This is a genomic window from Myxococcus sp. CA033, from assembly GCF_013336625.1.
In the GTDB taxonomy this organism is placed as follows: domain Bacteria; phylum Myxococcota; class Myxococcia; order Myxococcales; family Myxococcaceae; genus Myxococcus; species Myxococcus llanfairpwllgwyngyllgogerychwyrndrobwllllantysiliogogogochensis.
Genome location: NZ_JABUMU010000002.1, coordinates 267,850 through 293,221 on the forward strand (window position 1 = coordinate 267,850; position 25,372 = coordinate 293,221).

Annotated in this window: 24 protein-coding genes; 14 read left to right on the forward strand and 10 right to left on the reverse strand. The window is 68.1% G+C overall.

All coding sequences use genetic code 11. The features are described 5' to 3' along the window. Nucleotides 1-144: 144 nt before the first annotated feature. The 3 genes from HUA78_RS07090 to HUA78_RS07100 all read left to right on the forward strand — a co-directional run bounded on the left by HUA78_RS07090 (nucleotide 145) and on the right by HUA78_RS07100 (nucleotide 1,890). Nucleotides 145-369, forward strand: coding sequence for a hypothetical protein (locus HUA78_RS07090; protein ID WP_174460992.1), 225 nt, complete (start codon nucleotides 145-147; stop codon nucleotides 367-369). Between the two features lie 112 nt (nucleotides 370-481). After that, entirely contained in the window at nucleotides 482-772 is a 291-nt protein-coding gene (locus HUA78_RS07095) for a hypothetical protein (RefSeq protein WP_141640532.1), read from the forward strand. A gap of 125 nt (nucleotides 773-897) precedes the next feature. After that, on the forward strand, nucleotides 898-1,890 hold the full coding sequence (locus HUA78_RS07100) for a hypothetical protein (protein ID WP_174454300.1): 993 nt from the start codon (nucleotides 898-900) through the stop codon (nucleotides 1,888-1,890). 6 nt (nucleotides 1,891-1,896) lie between these two features. Here the strand turns inward: HUA78_RS07100 and HUA78_RS07105 are convergent, their stop codons facing one another. Continuing rightward, on the reverse strand, nucleotides 1,897-2,472 hold the full coding sequence (locus HUA78_RS07105; protein ID WP_174460990.1) for an NIF family HAD-type phosphatase: 576 nt from the start codon (nucleotides 2,470-2,472) through the stop codon (nucleotides 1,897-1,899). Nucleotides 2,473-2,675: 203 nt separating this feature from the next. Between HUA78_RS07105 and HUA78_RS07110 the strand changes: the two genes are divergently transcribed. The 4 genes from HUA78_RS07110 (at nucleotide 2,676) to HUA78_RS07125 (ending at nucleotide 6,074) form a co-directional block, all read left to right on the forward strand. Further along, complete coding sequence (locus HUA78_RS07110; RefSeq protein WP_174475937.1) at nucleotides 2,676-3,905, forward strand: PQQ-dependent sugar dehydrogenase; 1,230 nt, start codon at nucleotides 2,676-2,678, stop codon at nucleotides 3,903-3,905. Between the two features lie 201 nt (nucleotides 3,906-4,106). Next, complete coding sequence (locus HUA78_RS07115) at nucleotides 4,107-4,817, forward strand: MotA/TolQ/ExbB proton channel family protein (RefSeq protein WP_141640529.1); 711 nt, start codon at nucleotides 4,107-4,109, stop codon at nucleotides 4,815-4,817. 3 nt (nucleotides 4,818-4,820) lie between these two features. Further along, nucleotides 4,821-5,255 (forward strand): biopolymer transporter ExbD, encoded by a 435-nt coding sequence (locus tag HUA78_RS07120; protein WP_141640528.1) that lies wholly within the window; start codon nucleotides 4,821-4,823, stop codon nucleotides 5,253-5,255. A gap of 15 nt (nucleotides 5,256-5,270) precedes the next feature. Next, nucleotides 5,271-6,074 (forward strand): energy transducer TonB, encoded by an 804-nt coding sequence (locus HUA78_RS07125; protein ID WP_174460988.1) that lies wholly within the window; start codon nucleotides 5,271-5,273, stop codon nucleotides 6,072-6,074. A 51-nt stretch (nucleotides 6,075-6,125) separates the two neighbouring features. Here HUA78_RS07125 and HUA78_RS07130 read toward each other — a convergent pair whose 3' ends face one another. Then, a complete protein-coding gene (locus tag HUA78_RS07130; RefSeq protein ID WP_174454297.1) occupies nucleotides 6,126-6,614 on the reverse strand; it encodes a MarR family winged helix-turn-helix transcriptional regulator in 489 nt (162 codons plus the stop codon). Between the two features lie 311 nt (nucleotides 6,615-6,925). On the opposite strand from HUA78_RS07130, the gene HUA78_RS07135 reads away from it, so the two are divergent. The 3 genes from HUA78_RS07135 to HUA78_RS07145 all read left to right on the forward strand — a co-directional run bounded on the left by HUA78_RS07135 (nucleotide 6,926) and on the right by HUA78_RS07145 (nucleotide 11,459). Continuing rightward, nucleotides 6,926-8,350, forward strand: a complete 1,425-nt coding sequence (locus HUA78_RS07135) for a TolC family protein (RefSeq protein ID WP_174460987.1) — start codon at nucleotides 6,926-6,928, stop codon at nucleotides 8,348-8,350. 143 nt (nucleotides 8,351-8,493) lie between these two features. Then, entirely contained in the window at nucleotides 8,494-8,706 is a 213-nt protein-coding gene (locus HUA78_RS07140) for a hypothetical protein (RefSeq protein WP_141640524.1), read from the forward strand. Between the two features lie 269 nt (nucleotides 8,707-8,975). Beyond that, nucleotides 8,976-11,459: an FG-GAP-like repeat-containing protein gene (locus HUA78_RS07145; RefSeq protein ID WP_174475938.1), complete on the forward strand. Its 2,484-nt coding sequence runs from the start codon at nucleotides 8,976-8,978 to the stop codon at nucleotides 11,457-11,459. 77 nt (nucleotides 11,460-11,536) lie between these two features. Here the strand turns inward: HUA78_RS07145 and HUA78_RS07150 are convergent, their stop codons facing one another. The 5 genes from HUA78_RS07150 to HUA78_RS07170 form a co-directional block, all read right to left on the reverse strand. Then, on the reverse strand, nucleotides 11,537-12,172 hold the full coding sequence (locus tag HUA78_RS07150; RefSeq protein WP_141640522.1) for an isoprenylcysteine carboxylmethyltransferase family protein: 636 nt from the start codon (nucleotides 12,170-12,172) through the stop codon (nucleotides 11,537-11,539). 91 nt (nucleotides 12,173-12,263) lie between these two features. Continuing rightward, nucleotides 12,264-12,833, reverse strand: coding sequence for an RNA polymerase sigma factor (locus HUA78_RS07155; protein WP_174454294.1), 570 nt, complete (start codon nucleotides 12,831-12,833; stop codon nucleotides 12,264-12,266). Nucleotides 12,834-12,840: 7 nt separating this feature from the next. Beyond that, a complete protein-coding gene (locus HUA78_RS07160) occupies nucleotides 12,841-13,902 on the reverse strand; it encodes a Rieske 2Fe-2S domain-containing protein (RefSeq protein WP_174454293.1) in 1,062 nt (353 codons plus the stop codon). A gap of 23 nt (nucleotides 13,903-13,925) precedes the next feature. Next, on the reverse strand, nucleotides 13,926-14,570 hold the full coding sequence (locus HUA78_RS07165) for an HAD family hydrolase (protein ID WP_174475939.1): 645 nt from the start codon (nucleotides 14,568-14,570) through the stop codon (nucleotides 13,926-13,928). Between the two features lie 143 nt (nucleotides 14,571-14,713). Next, on the reverse strand, nucleotides 14,714-15,280 hold the full coding sequence (locus tag HUA78_RS07170) for a hypothetical protein (protein WP_174475940.1): 567 nt from the start codon (nucleotides 15,278-15,280) through the stop codon (nucleotides 14,714-14,716). A 284-nt stretch (nucleotides 15,281-15,564) separates the two neighbouring features. Here HUA78_RS07170 and HUA78_RS07175 point away from each other — a divergent pair, with 284 nt between their 5' ends. Then, nucleotides 15,565-16,758 carry an LLM class flavin-dependent oxidoreductase gene (locus HUA78_RS07175; protein ID WP_174460983.1) on the forward strand — a complete coding sequence of 398 codons (1,194 nt, stop codon included), beginning with the start codon at nucleotides 15,565-15,567 and terminating at the stop codon, nucleotides 16,756-16,758. Between the two features lie 95 nt (nucleotides 16,759-16,853). Next, nucleotides 16,854-18,239, forward strand: coding sequence for a nitrous oxide reductase family maturation protein NosD (locus HUA78_RS07180; protein ID WP_174475941.1), 1,386 nt, complete (start codon nucleotides 16,854-16,856; stop codon nucleotides 18,237-18,239). Nucleotides 18,240-18,293: 54 nt separating this feature from the next. On the opposite strand, the gene HUA78_RS07185 is transcribed toward HUA78_RS07180, so the two are convergent. The 3 genes from HUA78_RS07185 to HUA78_RS07195 form a co-directional block, all read right to left on the reverse strand. Further along, on the reverse strand, nucleotides 18,294-19,049 hold the full coding sequence (locus tag HUA78_RS07185; RefSeq protein ID WP_174460981.1) for a hypothetical protein: 756 nt from the start codon (nucleotides 19,047-19,049) through the stop codon (nucleotides 18,294-18,296). 27 nt (nucleotides 19,050-19,076) lie between these two features. Next, complete coding sequence (locus HUA78_RS07190) at nucleotides 19,077-22,274, reverse strand: TonB-dependent receptor (protein ID WP_174454288.1); 3,198 nt, start codon at nucleotides 22,272-22,274, stop codon at nucleotides 19,077-19,079. 102 nt (nucleotides 22,275-22,376) lie between these two features. Further along, complete coding sequence (locus HUA78_RS07195) at nucleotides 22,377-22,979, reverse strand: TetR/AcrR family transcriptional regulator (protein WP_174454287.1); 603 nt, start codon at nucleotides 22,977-22,979, stop codon at nucleotides 22,377-22,379. 195 nt (nucleotides 22,980-23,174) lie between these two features. On the opposite strand from HUA78_RS07195, the gene HUA78_RS07200 reads away from it, so the two are divergent. Beyond that, nucleotides 23,175-24,266: a Gfo/Idh/MocA family protein gene (locus tag HUA78_RS07200; protein ID WP_174454286.1), complete on the forward strand. Its 1,092-nt coding sequence runs from the start codon at nucleotides 23,175-23,177 to the stop codon at nucleotides 24,264-24,266. Between the two features lie 117 nt (nucleotides 24,267-24,383). Further along, on the forward strand, nucleotides 24,384-25,370 hold the full coding sequence (locus HUA78_RS07205; protein ID WP_174475942.1) for a DUF547 domain-containing protein: 987 nt from the start codon (nucleotides 24,384-24,386) through the stop codon (nucleotides 25,368-25,370). Nucleotides 25,371-25,372 lie beyond the last annotated feature (2 nt).

Consider the following 25,372-nt stretch of genomic DNA (forward strand, 5'->3'; position numbering starts at 1 on the left):
CATCAACCCAGCTCTGTCCCCTCTCCGACACTTGAGAGGGGATTGAGTTGAAGGCGACAACCCCAGACATGGCCTAATCCCTCCCCAGGCGCGCCCGTGTGGGACGCCCTGGACGCAATCACAGCCACACGTGACGAGGGATACATGAAGAAGACTCTGTTGATGGGACTCCTGGGCGCGCTCATCGGCATCGGCACCTCCATGGTGTCAGGGACCGCGGCGGCCTCGGAGGATTCGCTCGTGCCGTGCTGCTCTGACTGTGATGCCGGCTATGACAGGTGCATGGCCAACTGTCAGGGCGAAGACTGCGATCTCTCCTGTTTCAGCAGGTGGAGGCCTTGCTACAACGTCTGCTCCCACGCCTGCTAGGTGAGGTCGTCATGATGTCGGAGGGCGCGGGCACGAAAGCCCGCGCTCTTCGATTCAAGGACCTCCGCCGCCGCCCTATACTCGTCCCAGGCTCTTCACCTGGAGGTGGCGTATGCGCTGGTTCGTGGTCACCGCAGTGCTGTTCGCGTCGAGTGCGTCCGCCCAGTCTCCTGAATGCAAGTCGGCGAAGAAGGAGTTCGCGGAGCGCGAGGAGCAGCTCACCACCTTGAAGAAGGCGCGCAAGGACATGCGCGACGTGCTGGTGACCGCCAAGAAGGGGCGCGCGCACAGCCGCGCCCTGGACTCACTGGAGAAGGCGGATGACGCCCTGGAGGACGCCGTCAAGCGGGCGACGGCGGAGCAGCTCCAGCGCGACAAGCTGACCCGGGAAATCTGCAAGTAGCCGTCGCGCTGTCCAGGCGGCGTGAGGGCCTCACGCCGTCTCTCACGTTCTCAAGTTCCTGATGTTTCAGGGCTACAGCTTCGTCCCTCTTGGGATTCAGCGGGGATTGAAGCATGGTCCTCGCCATGAATCGGCAAGAGTCCGCGATGTTCGTCGGGGTGGCGGTGCTGTGGGTCCCCTTGCTGCTGGGCGTGTTCATCGGGACGTGGCTCAGGAAGCACGTACATCCCAAGGTGATGGCGCACTCGGAGCTGCTCAGCAGGACGGCGAACTCCAGCGTCACCCGGCTGTCGAACATCGTGTTCGTCATCTTCTGGGTGGGAGTGACGCTGGCCTGCAGCGGCATGATGGCCCCGAGGACTCTCACGTGGCTCCAGTCACTGGGAGGGCTGCCCTTCGTGCCCACGCTCGAGCTTCTGCGAGGGGTCTCCCTGTTCGCGGCCTTCATGATTGGCTACACCGTTGGGGCCATGCCCCGGGGAGACTCCGCTCGGCAGCCCTCACAGGCGCATGGCAACGCGCCAGGGACGACCGCGTCCGGTCCCAGCAACGGCCAGCACGTCAACAAGTACCCCAGCATGCGGGTGCTCGCCATCATCGGAGGCACGATTGCCGTCGGACTGGGCGTGGGCGCGCTGAGCACGGGGCTCAAGAAGGGTGGCTTCCTGACGACCTCGGACGTGGGCGGGCTCCCCGAGCTGGCGCGCATCCAGGAGCAGTTGAGGCCGCTCGAGGCCTGCTCGCTCAGCTACATGAAGCGGGACCGGCGAGGCTCACGCAACTACCCGACCACGGTCTGGCTCAGGACCTGTACGCACAACGAGTACTTCTCCGTCATGATCACCGTCCCTGGGACCTGGGCGAGCCGGGGCGTCGGCTTCGAGATGGAGCGCGGTTCCAGCTCTGAGCCCTGGGAAATCCTGGTCGAGAAGAATGACGTGCCCTTCCCCGACCTCAAGGAGGCGCTCGAACACTTCGCGCCCATCATCGCCGCGCAGTATCCGGAGGAGCTCCGAAAACGACGCACGAGCTCGGATGAGATGGACCGCCACCTGGAGGAACGCTCGCGGCTGGAGAAGGAACGCAAGGAGCGCGCGAAGACCTCCTATCCGGAGTGAGTTCGCTCACTCGCGTGGATTCCTCCAGCCCCGCTTCTCCAGCACGCGCACGTTGGGGACGTCCGCGAGCGTGGCCAGGTAGTCCGACAGCGCGAGCAGCTCGATGTCGTCCACCTGCCCCTCGAAGGGCCGCACGTAGATGGCATTTCCGTAGTTGTGCAGACACTTCGCGGGGGTGTCGTCGACGATGAGCACCCGCTCCAGTCGGAAGCCCCTGCGCTTCAGCTTGTGGAGCTTCTTCGCATATTCGTAATGCGAGGACGGGTCCATGAAGCCCTCCTCCAGCACGCGCGCGCGGTCCACGCTGAAGGTGCACCGGCTGCGGCCCCAGACCAGCTCGGGGCGGAGTTCCGGCGGGAAGAGGTGCTGGACGATGGCCGCGACGTAGTCGTCCGCCGCGGATGACCAGACGGCGAGGCGGAACCGGGCCGCGCACGCGGTGAGGAACCGCTCCAGGTGGGGCCGCGCGTAGACGTGGAAGCCGAACACACGGAAGTCCGCCGCGCGCTCCAGCGGGGCCTCGCGGGCGTGAATCAGCGTCTCGTCCAGGTCCAGCACCAGGAGCAGCTTGTCCGGGTCCATGCGGGTCACCACTCGTCGCGCTGCGGGATGCGCCACATCGCCAGGAGACACATGCCAGGGACGCCTCCGTGCCTCCAGTGCTGACTCTTCCACGCATGCCCTGTTGGAACGCGCACACCCCGCTGTGAGGACAGGCGGCACGCCGCGCCCCGGGGCTAAGTGCTGTCGGGTTCATCCCTCTCATCCGCCCCCTGAGGAGCCCCATGCACCTGCGCGTCTTGTTGACGACCCTGGCCTGCGCCGCCGTCCTGTCCCTCGCCGGACCCGCCCGAGCCCAGGACGCCACGGAGAGTCCTCCGTCCGAGCCCGGCGTGTCCTCGTTCGACCCGGCCTTTCCCGGCCAGACGCGCGCGCCCGCCGTGCAGACGCAGACGCCCTATCAAGTCACTGAAATCGCCTCCGGCTTCAACTACCCCTGGGCCGTCGCCTTCCTGCCGGACCGGCGCATGCTCGTGACGGAGAAGCCCACCGGGAAGCTCTTCATCGTCACACCCCAGGGCGTGAAGTCCGCGCCCGTCGCGGGCCTGCCTCCCGTGGACGGCCGCGAGCAGGGCGGCCTGCTCGATGTGGAGGTCGACCCCGACTTCGCCACGAACAGCCTCATCTACTGGACCTATTACGAGCCACGCGAGAACGGCAACGGGCTCGCGGTGGGACGCGGGAAGCTCAAGGACGGCCCCCAGCCGCGCATCGAGGCGCTGCGAATCATCTTCCGCATGAAGCCCACCCTGGACTCGCTGTGGCACGCGGGAGGCCGCCTCGTCTTCGCTCCCGACGGCACCCTCTTCGTCACCCTGGGCGAGCGCTCCATCCTCACCGGCCGCGTCCAGGCCCGACAACTCAACAGCCACTTCGGCAAGATTGTCCGCATCCACACCGACGGCACCGTGCCCGCCAACAATCCCTTCGTGAACAACCCCGCGGCGCGTCCGGAAATCTACTCACGGGGCCACCGCAACGTCCTCGCCGCCGCGCTCGACGGCCAGGGCCGCCTCTGGGAAGTGGAGATGGGACCACTGGGCGGCGACGAGCTCAACCTCGTCGAGCCGGGCAAGGACTACGGCTGGCCCACCATCGGCTATGGCAAGGAGTACTCCGGCGCGCCCATCCACGAGAGCTCCCAGGGCCCAGGCATGGAGCAGCCCGTCTACTACTGGGACCCGGTGATTTCCCCCTCGGGGTTGACCATCTATTCCGGGAACCTCTTCCCCGAATGGAGGGGCAACTTCTTCATCGGCGGGCTGTCCAGCCACGCCCTGGTGCGGCTCGTCCTGCGCAATGACCGCGTCGTGGGTGAGGAGCGCCTCAAGCCCGCGGGGAACAACCGGGTCCGCGACGTCGTCCAAGGTCCCGAAGGCGCGCTCTACCTGCTCACCGACGCGCCAAACGGCCGGCTGCTCAAGGTGACGCCCCGCCCGACGCCGCCGCTCTAATGGGGCCTCCCGCGAGGGGCGCTGGAACCAGAGGCGACGGCCAGGCGACAAATGTGTTTCCAGCCGTTGCCAGACGGCCCAGGAAGCGGACAAACCGGCCGATCCATTTGACTTTCAGGGCGGACGGAACAACAGATGGGCGCGCGAGTTGGCAACCGGGTTACTGACACCCGTCACCCACTTCCCCCCAGGCTTCCCTTCATGACGCTCTCCCTCCTCCTGGCCCAGACAGGGCAACCCGAGCTCGGCTGGCTCAGCAGCAAGCTGCTCGGTGTCACGCTCACCTCCGCCGAGTGGGTCCTCTGGATTCTGGTCGTCCTCTCCGTGCTCTCCATCGCCATCATGCTGGAGCGCACGGTGTACTTCGCCCGCAACCGCCTCCCGGACTCGGAGGCCCTGGCGGTCCGGCTGGCGCGCGGCGACTTCGAGGCGGCGCGCAAGGCCGTGGAGGGCAAGACGGGCATGGAGGCCGCCATCATCCGCGAGGCGCTCGCCTCCGCCTCGCAGGGCGCGGACACCGTGGAGCAGGTGATTGCGTCCACCATGTCCCGCGAGCGCCCCCAGTACGAGCGCTTCCTGTCCTTCCTGGGCACGCTGGGCAACAACGCCCCGTTCATCGGCCTGTTCGGTACGGTGCTCGGCATCATCAAGGCGTTCCACGATTTGGGCTCCGCCAACGTGAAGGGCGCGGCGATTCAGCAGACCGTCATGGCCGGCATCTCCGAGGCGCTCGTCGCCACCGCCGTGGGTCTGGCCGTCGCGATTCCCGCCGTCGTCGCCTTCAACATCTTCAACCGTCAGCTCAAGACGCTCACCAGCCGCGCCAACGCCCTGGGCTACGCGCTGGTGGGCAGCATGCGCGCCGAGGGCCGCACGCCCGACGCGGCCACTCGCACGGCGGAGGGCCGCTAGCCCATGGCCGGAGGCGCGCAGCAAGACGACGAGGAAATCACCGGCATCAACGTCACCCCGCTGGTGGACATCGTGCTGGTGCTGCTCATCATCTTCATGGTGACGGCCAACTTCATCGTCCGGGAGACGGTGGAGGTGGACCTGCCCCGCGCGGCCAACGGTGGCGAGACGGTGCAGGGGCTCGTCAACGTGGTGCTCGACAAGGAGGGCAAGCTCTACTTCGACGGCGCCGCGGTGAGCGAGGCGGACTTGAGGGCGAAGGTCGCCGAGGCCATCGCCAAGGACAAGGACACCCGCGCCATCATCAGCGCCGACCAGAGCATCGCGTATGGACAGGTGATGCGGCTCATCGACACGGTGAAGGGCCAGGGCATCGCCAAGTTCGCGCTCAACATCGAGAAGGACGTGGCCCCCGCGGCCGCGCCCGCCACACCCTGACGCAAGGCCCAGCGCATGAGCCAGGCGGTCGTCGACTCCCCTCCCCCGATGTTCCCCCGCCGTGAGCGCTCGCTCTGGGTGGTGGGCATCTTCCTGCTCACCTCGCTGGTGCTGCACGGCGTGGGCTTCTGGTACCTCAACCGCATCGCCGAGCGCCCGCGCCCCGTCGCCCAGCGCCCGGTGGAGCTCGTCATGGTGGAGGTCCAGAAGCCGCCTCCGCCGCCTCCTCCCGAGGAGAAGAAGGAAGAGCCCAAGCCGCCTCCGCCCAAGCCCAAGGCGGTGAAGCCCCCGCCCATCAAGGTGGCCGAGGTGCCCAAGCCCCAGCCGCCTCCGTCGGAGCAATTGCCGCCTCCGCCCAACGAGCCGCCGCCCACGCCGCAGGCCAAGCCGCCGCCGCTCGTGGTGGGCATGACGATGTCCTCCACCACCAGCGCGGGCTCGTTCGCCGCGCCCGTGGGCAACACCGCCTACGGCAAGGCGGACGGCGTCGCGAAGGACCCCAAGGACGTGAAGGGCTACTCCGCGCCCAAGTACACGCCCATCTACCAGGTGGACTCCGAGCCCACCGTGGCCTCCGAGGTGAAGGTCCCCTATCCGGAAGAGGCCCGTCGCGCTGGCATCGAAGGCACGGTGACGCTGTCCATCACCATCGACAACGAGGGCCGCGTCGTCGCCGCCAAGGTGCTCTCCGGCCCCGGCTACGGCCTCAATGAAGCGGCGCGCGATGCCATCAAACGCTTCCGCTTCAAGCCCGCCATCAAGGGCGGCGAGGCGGTCTCCACGGAGATGAAGTACTCGTACACGTTCCTGCTGGACTGAAGCACGCCGGGGCCCCACCTCCCTGCTGGAGGGACGGGGCCCGCGCGGGCCTCACTGCGAGCGCAGCGCCCGGCGCATGATGTCGCGCAGCGCGCGCAGGTCATCATCCGACAGCGCGGCGATGAGCTCCGGCGGCTCCGCCAGTCGCTCCAGGAGCCGCTCGCGCAGCGCCACACCCGAGTCCGTCAGCACCAGCATCTTCACCCGCCGGTCCTGCTCGCTGCTGCGCCGCTCCACCAGGCCCCGCGCCTCCATGCGGTCCACCAGGCCGGTGACATTGGACGCGTCACACGACAGGTAGTTGGCCAGCGTGCTCATCGCCAGCGGGCCCTCGCCCAGCTGACGCACCACGTGCGCCTGCACCGGGGACAGCTCGAACTCGGCCGCCAGCGCCGGGAAGTTCCGCATGTGGGCGTGCATCAGCTCGAACAGCAGCGTCCACGCCTGCTTGGGCAGGTCCCCCTCCAGGGCCTCCGGCCCGGAGTTCGGCGGCTTGCCCCGTCGCTCCAGATTCTCGCTGCTTCCACTCATACCGCTCATGGTAATTCACCCCCATTACCTAAACAATTGACTTCATCAAATATTGAGGGTTACTACATTCCGGAGCTTCCAAAATCGAACGACATGGCCTATGTGGGGCCCGACCCGAAACAGGACCGTGGAAGAAGCCATGCGGCGGCGGATGACCTTCATAAGAGCCGGTTCGGCCCTTCGCGCTGAATTCCTGTCGTTCATGACGCGCTCGGGCAGAACGCCCGGAACGCGGACCCAAGACACACCCCCGTAGTGAATCCATCTAGGACCATTGGGGTTCGCGCCGGCGCGGACCCCACGAGGAGGCAGAGGCGGTTATGAGCTCACTTCTGGCGTTGACCCTGGCGGCCACCCTGGCCGCGGCACCGCCCCCCGTGCTGACCCTGGAAGACGCACTCATCCAGGCGCGAAAAGAGAACCTGGACCTGAAGGCGGCGCAGGCGCGGCTGCGTCAGGCGGACACGGCGTCCCGCAAGGCGTGGGCGGGCTATCTGCCCACCATCACCGTGGGCGCGGCCATCGTCCGAAACTCCAATGCCGCCGTCATTCCCCCAGGTCCCCTGGGTCCCGAGCCCGTGGTCATCCAGCCCCTGGTGCAGCGGCAGTTCCAGGCGGAATTGCGCCAGGCCATCATCGCGCCCCAGCTGTGGGCGGGCATCCAGGCGGCCTACAAGAGCGAGACGGTCGCCGCGCTCAACGTGGAGCAGGCGCGCCGGGAAATCCTCTTCGGCGTGGCGCAGGCGTACTACGGCGCCGCCGCGCAGGCCCAGGCCGTGACGGTGCAGGAGCGTCTGGTGGAGCTCAACGGCGCTCGCGCGAAGGACACCAAGGTCCGCTTCGACGCCGGCACGGTGACGCGCGTCGCGCTCCTGCGCGCCGAGCAGGATTTGTCCCGCGCCGAGCAGGACCTCATCCGCGCCCGCAACGCGCTGGCGTCCGCGAAGCTGGTGCTGACCACGCTGCTGGCGTTGGACAGCCCGGACTTCGAGGTGGCCCCGCCGCCGGAGCCGCAGGTGCCGGTGAAGACGGAGTCAGAGGTGCTCGTGGAGCGCTCACTGGAGCAGCGCGCGGACGTGGCCGCGGCCCGTGAGACGACGGAGCTGGCGCGCATCAACAAGCGCGGCGTGTGGTTCAGCTACCTGCCCACCGTGGGCCTCACCGGCACCTGGCGCATCGCCAACGCCGCGGGCTTCGCGGGCCGGGCGGACGTGTGGCTCATCACCCTCGGGGCCAACTGGACGCTGTGGGATGGCGGTCTGCGCGAGGCCAACCTCGCGGACACCTCCGCGAAAATCGTCGAGGCCCAGGCCAACGCCCGCAAGGCGGAGCTGACGGCGCGCGAGGAAGTGAAGCGCTCGCAGCTGGATTTGGAGAGCGCCCTGGCCAACCGCCTCAAGGCGGAGCAGACGGTGGAGCTGGCGCGGGAGTCCCAGCGCCTCACCGACGTCTCCTTCAAGGCCGGCGTGGCCACGTACCTGGAAGTCGCGGACGCGAACACCGCGCTGACCAACGCCGAAATCGGCCTGGTGAGCGAGCGCCTCCAGGCTTCGGTCGCCGCCCTGCGCCTCTTGCGCTCGGTGGGTGCGTTCGAGGCTCGCCCGCTCGACTCCGACCTGAAGGACGAGAACGCGGTGCCGCCCACGGTGCAGCCGCTGCCCGGCGCGACGGAGCAGAACCCCGCGGGGATGCAGCCCCCGGAGCAGCCGAAGCCGGAGCAGCCGCAGCCCGCGCCGCAGCCGTAGAGACTCACCCGTCCGGCGCCTGAACTCCAGGCGCCGGACCGACCGCCTCCCGGGGCGGTGGCGCGGCCCCGCTTGTGAGGCTTCGCCACCGACCCCACCCTCGGAAGGAAGACAGCAGCACCCCTTTTTCCGAGGAGGTCATCATGGCGGAAGGACAGTGGGGCAACTGCAAGAGTTGTCGCTACTTCGCCAGCGGTAACGCGAACCCCAGTGACAATGAGACGCAGCGCTGCATGCAGGCGGACCTGCGTGCGTACGACCTGAAGGTCTCTGGCGCCAGCGGCTGCAATGCGTTCGAGGCCCGCACCGGCGTCGGACCCCAGCAGCGGCAGGAGCCCGCCCAGCCGGCGCACTGACACCGGCAAGCGGTTCCCGTCGAGACTTCGTGGAGCACAAGACTCCACGAAGCAAGACGGCCACGGCCCGTCGGGCCGTCCTCCCTCTCAACACCCTTTGACACCCGCTCCGTCAGAGCGAGCACGTCCTGCTCGCGGGCGCGCAGGTGACGCATGGACTGCTTTGGGGCCGCCTGGAGTCTGCCCTTGGAAGCGACGTGCGAAGGCGTCAGCACGACATGGTAGGAGCCTGCCGGGCCATTCACGAAGGCCCCCGTTTGGATTCCCCCATGAAAAGACTCCTGCTGCCGTTGTTGATGACAAGCATGGCTTGTACCCAGGCCACTCCTTCCGCCCCCGTCGAGACGGCCCAGCGCCGTGATGCCGTCCTGACGGACGCGCAGATTGGGAATGCCTGGAAGGACCCACCCCTGCCGTACCGGACCGTCTCCTTCACCTTCGATGACGGTCCGGATGACAATCCGATGGCCAGCTTCAATACCAGTTGGCAGATCGCGAAGTACCTGCAGCAGCAGGGGATTCGCGCGACCTTCTTCATCAACGGGTGCCGCATCGACGCGGGTTGCCCGCGGTACCTCGGCGACCTGGGCAACACCACCTATCTGTCCCAGATTGTCGAGATGGGCCACCGGGTGGCCAACCACACGTATGACCACGAGGCGCTCACCAACCCTTCGCTGGGGGCCGCGGGGCAGATCGCCGAGCTGAAAGTCAACCAGGCCATCCTGGACCCCTACATCACGGATGGCATGTTTCTCTTCCGGGCCCCGGGCGACAACTGGGGGCAGTCCCCCATCGGTGAAACCCACGCGTGCGACGGCTCCTCCTCGATCGCGAACAACGTCCGGAGCGACCCCGCGTTGTCCAAGATGAGTGGCCCTTTCTGTTTCGACTGGGACGCCCACGATTGGGCTTGCACGAATAACGGCTGGACGCCGGAGGCCTGCGCGGACCACTACGTCGCCATGAGCCTCGAGCTGGATCCCGATGGGGACAGGACGGTGAATGGGCTCGAGCGAGGCATCATCCAGATGCATGACTTCAATCCCACGATGAACATCGCTGGGACGGACTGGGCCTACCGCTTCGTGGTCTCCCTGGTCGGAAAGCTCAAGGCCGTGTCTGGCACCCCGTACGTCTTCGTCCCGCTCGACGCGCATCCCGGCGTCCGGGGAATGTTCAGCTTTCCCGCTCCGACCCAATGGACCACGACCTACCTGTCCGACTGGGAGACGTGGAACAGCGACGTTGGCTACTACGGGACGGTCCGGCTGGGTGACATCAATGGCGACGGCAAGGCGGACGTGTGCGGGCGTGGCTCCGGGGGGATTCGGTGCGCGCTGTCGCTCGCGGACGGCTCCATGGACACCGCGACCAACTGGCTGAGCCTGGTGGCAGACACGGATGGCTACAAGCCGGCCCAGTACAGCACGACGTTCCAGTTGGCGGACATCGACAATGATGGCAACGCCGATGCTTGCATCCGTGCCGTGGTTGGCTACCTGTGCTTCAAGTCGAACGGAACGACGGCGTTCGCGACGTCAGCCTGGGACGCGGCGGAGTTCTCCAATGCGAACGGGTGGAATGCCTCGGAGGCGCTCTATGGCTCGATCCGGATCGGGAACGTCGACGGGGACCTCGATGGCTATGCCGACATCTGTGGGCGGAACGCGGCGGGTGAAATCGTATGCAGCCTCTTCAACGGGACGACCTTCGAGGCAGCGACGTCCTGGAGCTCGGACTTCACGGCCCCGTCGTGGGCCTTGGCGAAGCACGCCACGACGTTCCAGTTGGCGGACCTGGACAACGACGGCAAGGCGGACATCTGCGCGCGTGGGGCGGACGGCATGTGGTGTGGACTGTCCGAGGGCGTCGCCACGGGCTTCGCGACGGCGTCGCGCTGGACGCAGATGTCCTTCGATGACGCCCAGGGATGGGGAACCCTGCCGTCGCGCTACAAGTCCATCAAGCTCGGCGACGTCGATGGGGACGGCAAGGCGGACGTCTGCGGCCGGCACTCGACGGGGCTGGTCTGTTCTTTCTCGACGGGGACCTCCTTCAGGAACTACCGCTATGTCACCAACATGGACTTCGGTGACTCCGAAGGGTGGTCCGCCGACGAGTACGGCTCGACGCTCGCCCTGGGAGACGTCAATGGCGATGGCCGGGCGGACCTCTGTGCTCGCGCGAGCACGGGGTTGACCTGCACCCTGGCCCCCATGCTTCTGGCCACCTACAACACGACGCGACAGACCGGGCTGTGCTCGACGGCGCAGGCCTCCTGCGACTCGGGGATGTTCTATGAGGGCCGGGGGACGGTGTATCCGGAGGCACAGCAGCCCAACACGCTGCAGGGCACTTGCGCGGATGGCACCGCGTCCACCACCGTGGGCAATGTCGTCACGGGCGGCTACCTCAAGGATGGCTCGGTCGAACGCGTCCGGGTGATGACGCTCGACAAGACGCCGTTCGCTTCGGGAAAGACGGTGCGCGTGGAGGTCAGCGCCTTTGCCTCGGGCACCGGGGAGCAGTTGGAGATCTTCACCGCGGCCAACGCCGCCAGCCCGACGTGGGTCAGCCTGGGCGCGACCACCCTGTCGAGCGCGGGGTATGCGTGGGTGACGCGAACCTACACCCTGCCGGCGGGCGCGCAGCAGGCGGTGCGAGCCGTCCTCCGCTCCACGAGCCTCTCGGGTGCATGCCCCGGTGGCGGCTTCACGGACGTGGATGACCTCGCCTTCACGGTGCAGTGACGTGAACGACTGACCTACCAGAAGCGCCTGGGGCCGGAGTTCATCCCAGTCCCAGGTGCCGTTGGGAGGTGTGCCCTTCAGGCCGTGACTTCCGCGGGCTCCAACCGGCCCAACCCTGGCAGGAAGCGCCCCACCCGCGCCGCGTACTCGCGATACGCCGGGCCGTGCAGCCGCGCGAGGTGCTCCTCCTCCAGCCTTGCTTGAAGAGACACGAGCAGCACGTAGTCGGCGCACGCCATCCACGTCCACGCGCTCGGCGTCACGCAGGCCATCCCCACCACGACCCACAGCATGCCCGCGAAGATGGGATTGCGGACGACGGAGAACAGGCCGTCCGTCACCAGCGCCGTGGGCTCCCGGTCGATGCCGATGCGCCAGGACGCGCCCATCTGCACCTGGGCCACCAGCACGACGACGAGCCCCGCGAGCAGCACCGCCCAGCCCAGCCACCGGACGGCGTCCGGCACCGGCCACACGCCGAGCCGCTCCGAGCCCAGCGCCGCGTACAGCGCGCTCCAGGCCGTCAGGCCGAGGATGAACAGGCCCATGCACACGCCGATGACGCGCTGGAAGGGATTGGCGCGGCGGTGCAGCACGAAGGCAGCCTGGCCCGTGCGGCGGCGCAGCCGCGCGGTGGGCAGCACCATGGCGAAGAGGAGGAAGGCGACGGCGCTGGCGGGCAGCGCGAGGCGGTGGAGGGTTTCGGCGTCCATGAGAGGTCCTCGACGAAGGGGGCGAGCACCCGCCCGCCCCTGACGCCAGGGCTGACGCCCGGCCCCCGTGCCGCATTACACCGGCTTTTTGTCAGGCCTCTTCGGTGACTCGGGGACGCCCCGGCTCGCAGGCGCAGTCCACGCAGCCGTGGGTGCAGCAGGTGCCGCACAATTCGATGAGCCGACGGCCCAGGGCCTGCCGGGCGCGGTGCAGGCGGACGGCGGCGTTGTTCGCGGTGAGCCCTTCCTCGCGGGCGAACGTCGAGACGGGCGTGCCCTCCAGGTCCACGCGGCGGATGGCGGCCGAGTACTCCGGCTTGAGCGTGTCCGTCAGCCCCGCGACGCACGCGCACACGGAGGACTCCAGCGCCTCGGCGTCCTCGGTGGAGCGGGGAGCCTCCGCGTCCTCGACGGCCAGGGCGCGCTCTTCCCTGCGGGCGCGGCGGTGGCGGTCCACCAGGACATTGCGCAGCAGCCGGTAGAACCAGGCCACCGCGCTCTCCTCGTCGCGCAGCCCCTCGCCCTTCTCCAGCCCCTTCACCAGGGCGAGCTGGAGGACCTCCTCGGCTTCCTCCGGGCTGCCCACGCGCGGGGCCAGGAACGCGAGGAAGCGGCGCCGCTGGGCGACGAGGGTCTCCATGACGCGCGCGTCCAGGCTCATGCGGGCTTCAGCCTACCGCCTCGCGCGCGAGCGACACGGCGGGCAGTTCGTCCTCGGTGGTCGTCGTCCGAGGCTGACGGAAGTAGATGCGCTCCATCAGCCGGCGCTGGTGAACCAGCGGCTTGTCGTACCGGTCCAGGCGCATGCCCCTGTGGCTGTAGGGCGTGTCCGCGACGGTGGGGATGAAGCGCGCGTCGTCGACGACCTCCCAGCGGGTGAGCTCCATGGCCACGCGGGCCGCCACCGGCAGGAAGGGCTTGAGCAGCGGCTGCACGCAGCGCAGGAAGGAGAAGACATGCAGGCGCGTCGTCTTCGCCGTCTCCGGGACGAAGAAGATGTTGGCGCGGGTGATGAACGGACGCTGCTTTCCGGAGGGCGCCTCCCAGCTCACGGTGTACTGGCTGTGCACCGGGTCGAAGCGCGTCACCCACTCGTTGCGGAACAGGTCGCCGTCGCGCACGCCCAGAAGCTTCATGAGCGCCGCGGGCCGCTGGGGGGCGCGGTAGAACACCTCCGTGCGGTCCTCGAGGTTGTGCGCCTCGAACTCCACCTGGCCCGCATGAGGGTCATCCCAGCCCAGGCGGGTGTGGACGTAGGGCGTGTGTTCGTCCTCGCTGAAGTTGTCGAGCGCGACATGCAGCGGCGCCTCGAAGAGCACGGAGAAGCTGCCCCCGAAGAGGTAGCCGTCGTTGGCGGGAAGCTCCGGCAGCGAGGACAGCGGGGTGTCACGGTGGGCCAGCCACAGGTAGCCCCGGTGCTCCACCACCTGGAAGCTCTTCACGTCGCAGTGGCGCAGCTCCGGCTGACTGGGATTGGCGCCCTGTCCCTGCGCGTCGAAGCGCCAGCCATGGTACGGGCACTGGAGCCGACCATCCGCGCGCACGCGGCCCTTGGACAAAGGCGCGAAGCGGTGGGGACACGCATCCGCGAGCGCGGCGGGACGCCCTTCAGCGTCCCGGAAGAGGGCATAGGCACGACCGGCCACCTCCACTCGCATGGGTTTCTTACGGAGCGCGGTGGCTGGGAGCACGGGATGGAAATGACGGAGGACGTCGGGCAGTGGCTCCATACTTTCCAAGTATAGCGAGCGACTCAGGACAGGGGAGGAAGGCGCTCCAGCAACCGTCGCAAGTCGGGCTGAAGCTCATCCGGTGTTTCACCGGCCAGTTCCTCCACGGGGTGAGTGCCCCAGGTGACACCGTAGGTGCGCAGTCCGGCCGCCTTGCCTGCACGCAGGTCCAGGGTGGTGTCACCCACCATCCACAGTCCGCCCGTCTTCAGCTCGGCGAGGGCGCGGTGGAGCACGTCGGGTGCGGGTTTGTGCGGAAAGTCATCCGTGCCCTGCACATGGTGGAGCACGGAACCCAGGCCCATGGCGTCCACGAAGCGGCGGGCCATGGGGCTCTTCTTGGTGGTGGCCACGGCCAGCAGGTAGCCGCGCTCGCGCAGCGTGCCGAGGGCATCCAGCACACCGGGATAGGGGCGCGAGCGGTTCATGTAGTTGAGGGGGTAGTGCTCGCGATAGGTGGCGCACAGCGCGGGCACGTGCTGGGGCGCGAACTCCGCGTACATCAAGTCGAGCGGGTAGCCGATGAGCGCGCGCACCTGGGCGTAGGTGGGGGCGGTGAGGCCATGCACGGGGAAGGCTTGCAGGAAGCTGTCGATGATATCCGGCAGCGAGTCCACCAGCGTGCCGTCGAGGTCGAAGAGGATTCCACGGGAGTCAGCGCGGCTCATGCGCTCCTGCATACGTGGTTCGTGCGCGCGGGGCACCTGTTCCCGACGTGGCCCTCGCGGGCACCCGGCCTGGGAAGCGGACGGGTGCCCGTGAGGAGGTCGTCACCTTCGCCGTGGGGGCCTCGCGGGGGTGACGGAGGGGCTCACTCGAAAGCCGTGAAGGAGAAGGTCGATTGGAAGTCGACGTCCGCGCCCTTGCTCGTGAAGGTCGGCGCCGCCGTGCCTCGCAGGACCACATCGAACCGACCCGCGAGAAAGCGCGTGTAGTCCTCCTCCGCCATCGCCTCCGAGTCGAAGTCGACGATGAATGCCACCGGGCCACTGCCCGTGGGGTTCTCCCCGTGGCCCGCGACGTAGGTGTTGCTGGAGTCATCGATGAGAAAGAGGATGTCCACGCGGCCGGTGAAGACCTCGGCCAGCGAGCTCACGCCGACGCTGGACGCGCCCAGGGTGAGCGTGAGCTGGGTGAGTTCGATGCGCGCAGGGGACTTTCCGTCCAGCTCCTCGCGCGCCGCATCGACGAAGACCTTGAAGGGATTTCCCGACTCGGTCGAGATGCCCTTCCGCGAAGTCACGGTCGCATTGACGGTATCAGACGACTTGGCCTTGAGGTTGATGCCGACCGGCGCCGAATACGACACCGCATCGCCTCCACAACCCATGAGTGTCTGGGCGGCGAGCACCACCACCAGGAAGACCTGCTTCCACATGAAAGCTCCAAAAAGAGAGAACAGGGTGCGCTCGGCCCGGCGCGCCTCGCGTACTTGGGACGCTACCCATGCAGGACCCATTCGACAGGCCGATGGCCACATCGCCCCGCACTTGAAACGAAGGGTGCGGGCTGGCGACCTCCCGCGAACAGCACCAGGTAAGACAAACAATGGATGTCAACCGCGACCCTCGCCGTGACAAGGATTGACCCGCGAGACGGAACAACCACACTCCTGGTGCTACAGTCGCATCAACCCGAGGTCTACAGGGGGAGGGACCTGACATGCGACTCGATATCTTCTCGGAGATGCAGCACCCGAAGGAACACTGGACCCAGCCGGACCATGAGCATCGGCTCATCCGCGAAACACTGGAGCAGGCGCGGCTGGCGGATGAGATGGGCTACGGCGTCTGGTGGCAGGTGGAGCATCACACCGCGGTGGAGTTCAGCTACAGCTCCGCGCCGGAGGTCATGCTCACCGCCATCGCGATGGGCACGAAGAACATCCACGTGGGCCACTCGGCCGCGCTCGCGCCCGCGCGCTTCAACCACCCCATCCGCATCGCCGAGCGCTCCGCGTTCATCGACCACCTGAGCGGCGGCCGCTTCCAGCTCGGCATGGCCCGCAGCACCATCCCCGAGTGGCGCGTCTTCAACATCGACGCGGACGCCACCCGCTCACAGATGCAGCAGGCTTTCGAGATGGTCCCGAAGATGTGGACGCAGGAGAAGTTCTCCTGGGACACGCCGGACTTCCGCGTCAAGGACATCAGCGTCATCCCCAAGCCCTACCGCAAGCCGCACCCTCCCCTGTGGCAGGCGTGCTCCAGCCCCGCGTCCTTCGAGCAGGCGGGACGCAACGGCGTGGGCGCGCTCGGCGTGACGCTGTGGGCCTCTCCGGAGCAGGTGGGAGAGATGATTCACCTCTACCGCGAGGCGCTGAGGACGCGCTGTGAGCCCGTGGGCGAGTTCGTGAACAACCAGGTGGCCTTCTTCACCTTCGTGCACTGCGCGGACTCGGAGCGCGAGGCCATGGAGAACGGCGCCGCCCAGGCCGCGGCCTGGTACACCAACGGCTCCTTCACCTTCTTCGAGGCCAAGGATTTCTTCGTCAAGTCGGCCGCGGAGCTGGAGGCGCTCGCCAAGGACCCCGCCGGTGGCGGCCTGACGGGCCAGTACCTGCGCGGCAAGGACCCGAACGCCCCCGTGTCCAAGGCCCAGCGCATCCTCGGCCGCATCATGTCCGGCGAGGACGTGCCGCACGAGCAGGTGTGGGAAGTCTTGAGCGCGCAGGACTCGCTCATCGTCGGCACGAAGGACCAGGTGCGGCAGGGCCTCAAGCGCTACGAGTCGCTGGGAATCGACGCCCTCATGTCCTTCCACCAGGTGGGCGCCCTCTCGCACGAGGCCGTCCTCAAGAGCATCCGCCTCACCGGCGAGCTCATCCCCGAGTTCAAGACCCCCGCCCCTCCCTGAACCCCAGCGGCAACGACGGGCCCCTTCCCCGCTTCCCAGCCGCGCCATCGTGCGCACCTTGGGGAGCGGGGTTTGTCCGACGGGAGGGGATGGGGATGAGGGTCAGCCAGCTGACACTGGGATGGGGCCTTGCCTGCGCGCTGTGGGCGTTCAGCCCCGCATGGGCGGCGAACACGAACTCGCCCGCCAAGAAGGAGGGCGACCAGGGGAGCGGCGACACCGTGCGGCACGCCACGCGCCGCCCGAAACAATTCTCCCGGGAGTGGCACGTGAGCACCTCGGGCTCGGACACGGCGGCGGGCACGAAGCAGGCGCCGTTCCGCACCATCGGCCGCGCGCTGAGAGTCGTGAGTCCCGGTGAGGCCATCCGGGTCGGCCCCGGCGAGTACGCGGAGGGCCTGCTCATCGACAACGCGGTGAAGGCGGGCCGCGCGGATGCCCCCATCACCCTGGTGGGCGAGGGGCGACCGCGCATCGTCCCGACGCCGAAAGGCGGGACGCTGGTCCAGGTGCGCAAGCCCTACTGGATTGTCGAGGGCTTCGAAATCGACGTGCGCGGCCAGCCCCGCTTCGCCGTCCTCTTCGAGGGCAACACCACGGGCTCCGTGCTCACCGGCAACGACCTCCACCACGGAACCCTGGGCGCCGGCATCGCCACCTACGGCGGAGCCCGGGACGTGCTCATCGAGAACAACCACATCCACGACTTCCGCAAGCAACCCAAGGGCGACTCGCACGGCGTCGTCATCCAGGCCACGTCGCGCGGAATCACGGTGCGCGGCAACGACATCCACCACAACTCGGGGGACTCCGTGCAGTGCCTGCTGCCGGACAAGAAGGAAGACGCTCCGGCGAGCGACATCCTCATCGAGAACAACCTGCTCCACGACAACGACGAGAACGCCGTGGACATCAAGACGTGCCATCGCGTCGTCATTCGTGACAACACGATGTACGGCTTCCGCAAGTCCCCCACGTCCTCCGGAGAGGCCGTCGTCATCCACTACTCCGCGCGGGACGTGCGCGTGGAGGACAACACCATCCACGACGCGGGCCGGGGCATCTCCGTGGGGGGCTCGCGAATCGGCGACCAGCCCAGCCCCGTGGGCGTGGTGGTGAGCGGCAACGTCATCCGGGACATTACCCAGAGCGGCGGGAGCGACGGCACGGGCATCCGCGTGGAGAACTCGCGCGAGGTGCAGGTGGTGGACAACGCCATCTCCGGCACGCAGGGCTACGGGATGATGCTCGGCCTGGGCTCCAACGGCGCGCCCAGCGAGAACCTGACGGTGCGGGGCAACAGCATCCAGGGGCGCAGGCTGGTGCGCCTGGGGCAGCGGCAGCACCGGCCCGGCCTGAAGATGGACCGGAACCAGTACGGCTCCAACGGGACGTTCAAGGTGGACCCCCAGGAGGAGACGAACCTCACCGACTGGCGCAAGTCCTCCGGCGTGGACCAGCAGTCCACCCCGCTCCAGTGAGCCCAGGTCCCCTTCCGCTCGACGAACAGCGGAAGGGGCCTGCGTCACCGACGCTCAGGGCGTTTCGTCGGACGGCACGTCACCGGTGAGCACGCAGATGAGCGCGTCCGGGTCGCACTTCACGGGGAACAGCGGGTTGATGCCGGAGCCGCGCAGCCGGCCCACGGAGTAGTCCGCGTACGGGTCACACTTCGTCTCGTCCGGCGCGCCCTTCGTCGCACAGCCCACCACGGGCCAGATGCCCTTGGCCTGGTACGTCGCCGTGCAGCCGTTCTCCGTGTAGGTCAGGTCCGCCTTGAACTGCGTGCCCGGAATCCCAGGCGTGTTGTAGATGCGCAGGTTGGACCACTCGTAGCGGAAGCTCTGCGCGGGCAGCGTGGCCGTGGCGGGCACGTCCAGCCGCGTGGGGCTCAGCTGGGGCACGTCGCAGAAGTTGTCCGCGCCGGGCCCTTCGCTCGAGAACGGGCCCACCGAGAACGGCGTGTGCGCGGGGTCCGGGTCCGGCCGGTCCTCCTCGAAGTCCGCCACCAGTTCGCCCAGCCGCTCGCTGCGCACCGCGACGGTGTCCCGCGCGTTGGGGTCCTGGCTGTAGTACTTCTGCAGGCCCAGCGGCTCCGGCTTGAGCTGTGCGCACTGCTGGTCCGGATTCTGTCCGGGCAACAGCGTGTACACGGTGGCGAACGAGCCGATGGAGCCGTCGCTCACCGCGCGCGCCACGACACACTGCGGCTCCGGGTCCTCGACGCCACAGCCCGCGAGCAGAACCAAAGCGGCGACGCCGGGTCCCCATCCCATCCAACGAGTCTTCATGGGTGATTGTCCTTTCATGGTGGGGGCCTAGAAGCTGAGCTTCGCGCCCAGACGGACGGAGCGCGGCGCCTGATAGGCGGTGGGACGCTTGAAGTTGGGGTTGATGTCGGAAGTCGTGATGGGCAGGTTCGTCGCCGTGGAGATGACCTTGCAGCCCGGGTTGTTGGCCGTGAGGCACGCCGTCAAATCCTCCGGCTTGCCGCCCTGCTCAATCGCATAGACGCGGGTGAAGGTCAGCGTCTGGTCCACCGCGGTGTACTGCTGGAAGTTGAAGAGGTTGAACACATCCAGCGACAGGCTCAGCGTGTAGTCGCGGGCCAGCTTCTGGCTGACGCCCACGTGGGTGTCGAGGTTGTGGACCCAGGGCAGCCGGCCGGCGCTGCCGCGCGGCAGGATGAACGTCTCGGAGCCGCTGCGCCGGGGGTGCGCGCCCAGGTAGTTGAGCGGCGTGCCGGAGCGGCTGCGGTAGCCACCGCCAACATTGACGCTCGTCGTCCGCGTCACCTGAAACTCCCGCGCGCCGAACACCTTGATGGCGTGCGTGCGGTCACCGGGCAGCGGACCGTCACGGTTGGTGGTGAGCGACAGCAGGTCGAAGTCGCGCGTGAGGTTGGGCGACAACTGGCCCGTGTCCGCGCGGAACAGGCCGGAGTAGTTGCCGCGCAGCTGGGACCACGTGTAGCTGGCCTGGGCCAGCCAGCCGTCGGAGAACGCCTTCTGGTAGTACAGGTTCACCGCGTCGTACTTGCGCACCGCCTCCGGGAAGTCCGTCGAGTACCCCTTGCCCGGGTTGCCCAGGAAGAAGGTGTTGCCGTCGTCACGGCTCATGTCCTCGATGACGTCGTTGAGCTGGCGGCGGGTGTACGTCAGGCCGAAGCGGCCGAGCAGCACCTCGTACTCGCCGCCCACCATGATTTCGTCCGCGGACTGAGCGCGGATGTTCGGGTCCACCGGCACGCGGTCTCCACCCTGCGCGTCCCAGGCCTGGTTGGGGCTCTCGCTGTTGCCGATGAGCTGACGGTTGCGGCTGGCCACGCAGTCCGTCACCAGCGAGTTGCGGTCGTCGGGGCGGCACGGCGGCGAGTCATACGTGGCCGACAGGAGCTGCTGCTGCGGGAAGGACAGGTCCGCCATGTCCAGCGGCACGTTCTCGAAGAAGCGCGCGAAGTTGACGAACAGCTTGGAGCGCCCCTGCTGGGTGAAGTCGTAGACGGCGCCCACGCGGGGTGACCACTGGTTGGGCAGGTGCAGGCCCACCTTGTCGTCCAGGCCCCACAGCGTCTGCACGTCGTAGCGCAGGCCCGCGTTGAGCGTGACGGTGTCCATGATGGACCAGCTGTCCTGCACGAAGCCGCCCACCGTCATCGACGTGGACGTGCCTTCCTTGCTGGCCAGGAACACCGGCGAGTCCGGCCCATCCAGGTAGCCGTACTGGTTCAGCGTGTAGAAGCAGTCGCCCCCGGTGCACTCCTGCCAGGGCGTGCCGCCGGTGCGCGCGCGGTTGTTGTAGAAGCTCATCCGCTCCGCGTCGAAGCCCGCCTTGACGATGTGGTGGCCCAACGCCTGGAACAGGTACGTGCCCATCACCTTGCCCTGGACGCGGTCCAACTCCTGCTCGCTGATGGTGCCGGGGCCGCCCGTGGAATAGGCGGTGACAGGACAGTTGCGGCGCTGCTCGGCCTCCGTGGCGCCACAGACAGACGGGTCCATCAGCGACTCGAACTCGGTGATGGTGTGGGGGCCGGGGTTGCGCGTGCGGCGCCAGGCGATGTTCGGCCGGGAGGACAGGCCCGAGTCCGACAAGAGCCCGGAGCCATCCGACGGCAGCTGGCTGTCCGACTGGTGGTGCCAGCCGACCGTCGCATCGACGAGGAACTTCTTGTCGAAGAAGGACGAGGACTGCTTGGCGACGATGTCCATCACGCCGTTGGAGCGCCGGGTGGCGATGGAGTCGTAGGTGCCCTGGACGTAGGCCGTGCAGGACAGGCCCACGCAGACCTCCGGGTCACCGTCGTCGCTGAAGGCATACTTGCCGTCGCCGCCGGAGGAGCGCGGCGTGCCGAAGACGGAGAGCGACAGGTTGTGGTCCGGGTTGAAGAGGTACGTCAGCTTGCTCATGTACTGGATGCTGCGCTCGTCCGCGAAGCGGGTGGTGCGCGAGCCTTCAATCGGCGTCACCTGACCGAAGCCCGTCTCCGGGTCCCTGCGGCGCTGGCCCACCGTGGCGCAGCCGATCGCCGGGTCCACCTCCGTGCAGAAGTCCAGCGTGCTCAGCTGCCGGTCCACGCGGATGCGATTGAACGACGGCGCCACGCCCACGTAGAACCAGAGCTTGTCCTTGAGGATGGGGCCGCCCAAATCAAAGCCGAAGTCACCCTGGTTCCAGGGCTGACCCTGCGCGGAGATGACGGTGCCTTCCTGGCGGACCACCGTGCCGTTGCGCTGCAACGCACCGGGCGCCATGTTCGCGAACACCGAGCCGTGGAACTCGTTGGAGCCGGACTTGGTGACGACGTTGAGCACGCCACCCGTGGAGCGGCCGTACTCCGGCATGTAGCCACCGGTGATGACGTTGACCTCCTGGACGAACTCGACGGACAGCGGCGTGCCCAGCGTTCCCACGCTCGGGTCATTCACCGACAGGCCATCCACCACGTACTGGCTCTCCGGCGAGCTGCTCCCGCTGACGCTCACGCCGTAGCGGTCCTCCGTGGCGCCCGGGGCCAGCTCCGCCAGCGACTCGAAGGAGCGCGACGCGGAGCCCTTCGTGCCGGGGCGGATGACGGCCATGGTGCGCAGGAAGTCCGCGTCCACGCTCAGGCCCGTCGTGCTGGAGCCCACGTCCACCGTGGGCGCCGCGCTGATGGAAATCTCCTCGCCGAAGGCCGAGGGCAACAGCTGGATGTTGACCCGGATGGTGCGGTCCAACCGCAGGACGATGTCGGCGCGCACGAAGGGCTCGAAGCCCTCGCGCTCCACGCGCAGCGTGTACGTACCCGGCGGCAACTGGGCGAGCCGGTACTGGCCGCTCGTGTCCGAGACAACCACCCGCTCACCCTGCAGCTTCGGCGACGTCGCCGTCACGACTGCGTCCGCGAGCGAACGCTTGTCATCCGCGCTGGTGATGGTGCCGGTGATGACCGAGACGCCCTGCGCGAATGCCCCCGCGCCAAAGAGCAGGACCGCGAGACACAGCCCGCGAGCAAGACCTACACGTATGGACAAAGCTGACTCCCTCCCGTGATTCAGGGAGCACTCTGTCTCAAGACACGAGAAAGCAACAATCCCTAATTAAACAGTGCGGATTGGCGAGCCGCGCCATGCGCGCTAGGTGGCGCAGGCGGCGGTTGCCTGCTCCAGGGAGCGATCAAACGCCAGCCGCAGGAAGGCATCCAGCGGGGCGCGGCCCTTCTCCACGCGGCTGCGCAGCACGGCGCCCTCCCAGGCCCCGAGCATGAAGGTGGCGAGCATCTCAGGAGCGACGTCCTTGGCGACCTCTCCGGAGCCCTGCGCCTCGAGCAGCACTTCCTCCAGGCGCGAGGACCACTCGGCGAAGGAGGCCGCCACGCGCTCGCGGATGAGGGGGCTGTGGTCGGCCAGCTCCGCGGCGAAGTTCGCCAGCAGGCAGCCGCACTCGAACCTGCCCGCGACGAGCACCTCCACCTGCGCGGCGAAGTAGGCGCGCAGCCGTCGCAGCGGTGTGAGGGACGTGTCGCGCAGCAGCGACAGGTCCGCGCTGCTGGCGCGCATGTACTGGTCCACCACCGCCGCGCCCAGCGCTTCCTTGCTTTCGAAGTGGTTGTAGAAGGAGCCCTTCGGCACACCGGCCGCGTCGGTGATGTCCTGCACGCCGCAGCCGTTGAACCCTTGAGTACGCAGGGTCTCCAGACCGGCGGCGAGCAGCTTGTCGCGAACGCTGGCTCTCGGCATCGCTCCCTTTTAGGGCCCGTGCCCCGGGCCGTCAAAACCCGCCTCGAATTCGATACAACCCCATGATTCTCCATGGCTTTTCTGTGAATATGACCAGTCGTCTTGAATCCATGGAGGTCGCTCGCTAGCCTGCCGACCGGGAGCGGAGCCCGGACTGGCGCGGTGCCGCCCCGTCACCTGCGAAGGAGTGGAGCGATGGGCAAGTCGAGCGTGTCGGACAGGATTCGGGTGGGCATCATCGGGGCGAGCCCGCAGTGGGGGTGGGCGACCTACGCGCATCTGCCCGCGCTGCAGTCCCTGCCGGGCTATCGCGTCACGGCGGTGAGCACCACGCGGCAGGTGAGCGCGGATGAGACGGCGCGCCGGTTCGACGTGCCGCATGCGTTCGCGAGCTTCGAGCCGCTGGTGGAGCATCCCGAGGTGGACCTCGTCGTCGTCTCGGTGCGCGCGGCCGAGCACGCGCGGTTGGTGCGCGCCGCCATCGCCGCGAAGAAGAACGTGTTCTGCGAGTGGCCGCTGGGCGTTTCGGTGGAGGAGACGACGGAGCTGGCGGCGCTGGCGCAAGCGGCGGGGGTGCGCACGGTCATCGGGCTTCAGCGTCGGCTGGCGCCCGGCGCGCGTTATCTGAGGGATTTGCTCCAGGAGGGTTACGTGGGCCAGGTGCGCTCGGCGACGCTCCAGGTGTCCACGGCCATGCTCGGGCACACGCGGCCCAAGGCGTATGACTACACGGCGGACGCCACCAAGGGGGCCAACGCGCTGGCCACCATCACCGCGCACTTCCTCGACACGGTGCTGGCGGCGGTGGGGGATTTCCAGAGCGTGGCCGCGCTCGTCACGCGCCAGTTCGAGCACACCACGCTGGCGGAGACGGGCGAGGTCATCCCCGTCACCGCGCCGGACCAGGTGCTCATCACCGGCACGCTGAAGAGCGGCGCGGTGCTGTCCGCCCATGTCGAGGCCGGCAAGCGCAATGGCGGCGTCATCGGCTGCACCATCACCGGCACCGAGGGGGACCTGTACCTGTCGCAGGACCTCACCGTGTCCGGAGCGCGAGGCGACAACCAGCCGCTCCAGTTGCTGCCGACGCCGGAGAAGTACCTCCTGAGCGCCAAGGGCGCGCTGACCGACGACGCGCACCAGACGGCGCAGCTCTACGCGGCGTTCGCGAAGGATGTCGCGGAGGGCACGTCGCTCGCTCCCGACTTCCAGCACGCGGTGAAGCTGCACCGTTTGCTGAACACGTTCGCGGAGTCGTCCGCGTCGGGACAATGGCGGACGCTGTAGCGGAGTCTTCCGCGCGTCAGCAGCGGGGATGCCGGTGGCTCCCTCCTCGTCGGGACAGCGGCGGACGCTGTAGCGGAGGCCTCCGCGTCTGGTCACCAAGGTAGGTGGCCGGTGGGCATGGCGTCCTTCTGTGTGCTCGCCGGGCGGGAGACCAATGGGGGCAGGTGGCACAGGCTCGCGCTGGTCTATGCTGCGCGCCGCGTGGACGCTCCCCTGCCCTCCCGACGACGCTATCTGGTGGCCGCCGTGCTCTTCGCCAGCATGAGCATGCTGGCGGCACTGGCGGCGTTGCACGTGCAGGGCCTGCTACCCGCCTCCGTGCCTTCCGCCGACGAGCCCTTCCACTACCAGGGCTTCGAGAAGGTGCTGCGACACGTCCAGCCGGACGGCGATGTGGACTTCTCCTCGGTGGGGCGCGAGCGCGCGGAGCTGGACCTCTTCGTCGCGTCGCTCGCCTCGTTCTCTCCGCACAACCGGCCAGATGTCTTCCCGACGTCGGAGGACGCGCTCGCCTTCTGGCTCAACACCTACCACGCACTCGTGCTCCAGCAGGTGGTGGATGGGTATCCCTATCTGGAGAGCGTGGAGCAGCCCTGGCCAGGGCGCTTCTTCTGGGCCCGCTCCTGGCCCGTGGGCGGCCGGCGGATGACGCTGTGGTCCCTGCGCCATCGCGTCCTCTCCGGGGAGTTCGCCGACCCGCGCGTCCACCTCGCGCTCTTCCACGCCACCCGGGGCGGCCCGCGCATGGACAGCTCCCACTTCCAACCCGAGTACCTCGACGCGCAGCTCAACGAGGCCAGCCGCCGCTTCGTCGGCGACAAGCGCCACGTGCGCCTCGACAGGGACACCGTGCACCTGGCGCGCCTGTTCGAGACGTACCGCGAAGACTTCCTCGCCGCCCTGCCCGAGGGACGCCGGGGCAACGTGCTCCAGTTCGTCTGGGCCTTCCTTCCCGACACCTGCGAGGAGCGTCCCGGCTGCGACACCCGCGCGGACCTGGACCACGCCTGCGGACCCAAGCTGGACCGCTGCCACATCGTCTTCGAGGCCGAGGACACCTCGCTCCCAGACGCCGCCGCGCGCCCCTCGCGCACGGAGCGCTGAAG

What these genes read in the sequence shown, in the direction of transcription:
- HUA78_RS07090 (WP_174460992.1), top strand. Translation starts at nt 145, where the DNA reads ATGAAGAAGACTCTGTTGATGGGACTCCTGGGCGCGCTCATCGGCATC.
- HUA78_RS07095 (WP_141640532.1), top strand. Translation starts at nt 482, where the DNA reads ATGCGCTGGTTCGTGGTCACCGCAGTGCTGTTCGCGTCGAGTGCGTCC.
- HUA78_RS07100 (WP_174454300.1), top strand. Translation starts at nt 898, where the DNA reads ATGAATCGGCAAGAGTCCGCGATGTTCGTCGGGGTGGCGGTGCTGTGG.
- HUA78_RS07105 (WP_174460990.1), bottom strand. Translation starts at nt 2,472, where the DNA reads ATGGACCCGGACAAGCTGCTCCTGGTGCTGGACCTGGACGAGACGCTG.
- HUA78_RS07110 (WP_174475937.1), top strand. Translation starts at nt 2,676, where the DNA reads ATGCACCTGCGCGTCTTGTTGACGACCCTGGCCTGCGCCGCCGTCCTG.
- HUA78_RS07115 (WP_141640529.1), top strand. Translation starts at nt 4,107, where the DNA reads ATGACGCTCTCCCTCCTCCTGGCCCAGACAGGGCAACCCGAGCTCGGC.
- HUA78_RS07120 (WP_141640528.1), top strand. Translation starts at nt 4,821, where the DNA reads ATGGCCGGAGGCGCGCAGCAAGACGACGAGGAAATCACCGGCATCAAC.
- HUA78_RS07125 (WP_174460988.1), top strand. Translation starts at nt 5,271, where the DNA reads ATGAGCCAGGCGGTCGTCGACTCCCCTCCCCCGATGTTCCCCCGCCGT.
- HUA78_RS07130 (WP_174454297.1), bottom strand. Translation starts at nt 6,614, where the DNA reads ATGAGCGGTATGAGTGGAAGCAGCGAGAATCTGGAGCGACGGGGCAAG.
- HUA78_RS07135 (WP_174460987.1), top strand. Translation starts at nt 6,926, where the DNA reads ATGAGCTCACTTCTGGCGTTGACCCTGGCGGCCACCCTGGCCGCGGCA.
- HUA78_RS07140 (WP_141640524.1), top strand. Translation starts at nt 8,494, where the DNA reads ATGGCGGAAGGACAGTGGGGCAACTGCAAGAGTTGTCGCTACTTCGCC.
- HUA78_RS07145 (WP_174475938.1), top strand. Translation starts at nt 8,976, where the DNA reads ATGAAAAGACTCCTGCTGCCGTTGTTGATGACAAGCATGGCTTGTACC.
- HUA78_RS07150 (WP_141640522.1), bottom strand. Translation starts at nt 12,172, where the DNA reads ATGGACGCCGAAACCCTCCACCGCCTCGCGCTGCCCGCCAGCGCCGTC.
- HUA78_RS07155 (WP_174454294.1), bottom strand. Translation starts at nt 12,833, where the DNA reads ATGAGCCTGGACGCGCGCGTCATGGAGACCCTCGTCGCCCAGCGGCGC.
- HUA78_RS07160 (WP_174454293.1), bottom strand. Translation starts at nt 13,902, where the DNA reads ATGGAGCCACTGCCCGACGTCCTCCGTCATTTCCATCCCGTGCTCCCA.
- HUA78_RS07165 (WP_174475939.1), bottom strand. Translation starts at nt 14,570, where the DNA reads ATGAGCCGCGCTGACTCCCGTGGAATCCTCTTCGACCTCGACGGCACG.
- HUA78_RS07170 (WP_174475940.1), bottom strand. Translation starts at nt 15,280, where the DNA reads ATGTGGAAGCAGGTCTTCCTGGTGGTGGTGCTCGCCGCCCAGACACTC.
- HUA78_RS07175 (WP_174460983.1), top strand. Translation starts at nt 15,565, where the DNA reads ATGCGACTCGATATCTTCTCGGAGATGCAGCACCCGAAGGAACACTGG.
- HUA78_RS07180 (WP_174475941.1), top strand. Translation starts at nt 16,854, where the DNA reads ATGAGGGTCAGCCAGCTGACACTGGGATGGGGCCTTGCCTGCGCGCTG.
- HUA78_RS07185 (WP_174460981.1), bottom strand. Translation starts at nt 19,049, where the DNA reads ATGAAGACTCGTTGGATGGGATGGGGACCCGGCGTCGCCGCTTTGGTT.
- HUA78_RS07195 (WP_174454287.1), bottom strand. Translation starts at nt 22,979, where the DNA reads ATGCCGAGAGCCAGCGTTCGCGACAAGCTGCTCGCCGCCGGTCTGGAG.
- HUA78_RS07200 (WP_174454286.1), top strand. Translation starts at nt 23,175, where the DNA reads ATGGGCAAGTCGAGCGTGTCGGACAGGATTCGGGTGGGCATCATCGGG.
- HUA78_RS07205 (WP_174475942.1), top strand. Translation starts at nt 24,384, where the DNA reads ATGGCGTCCTTCTGTGTGCTCGCCGGGCGGGAGACCAATGGGGGCAGG.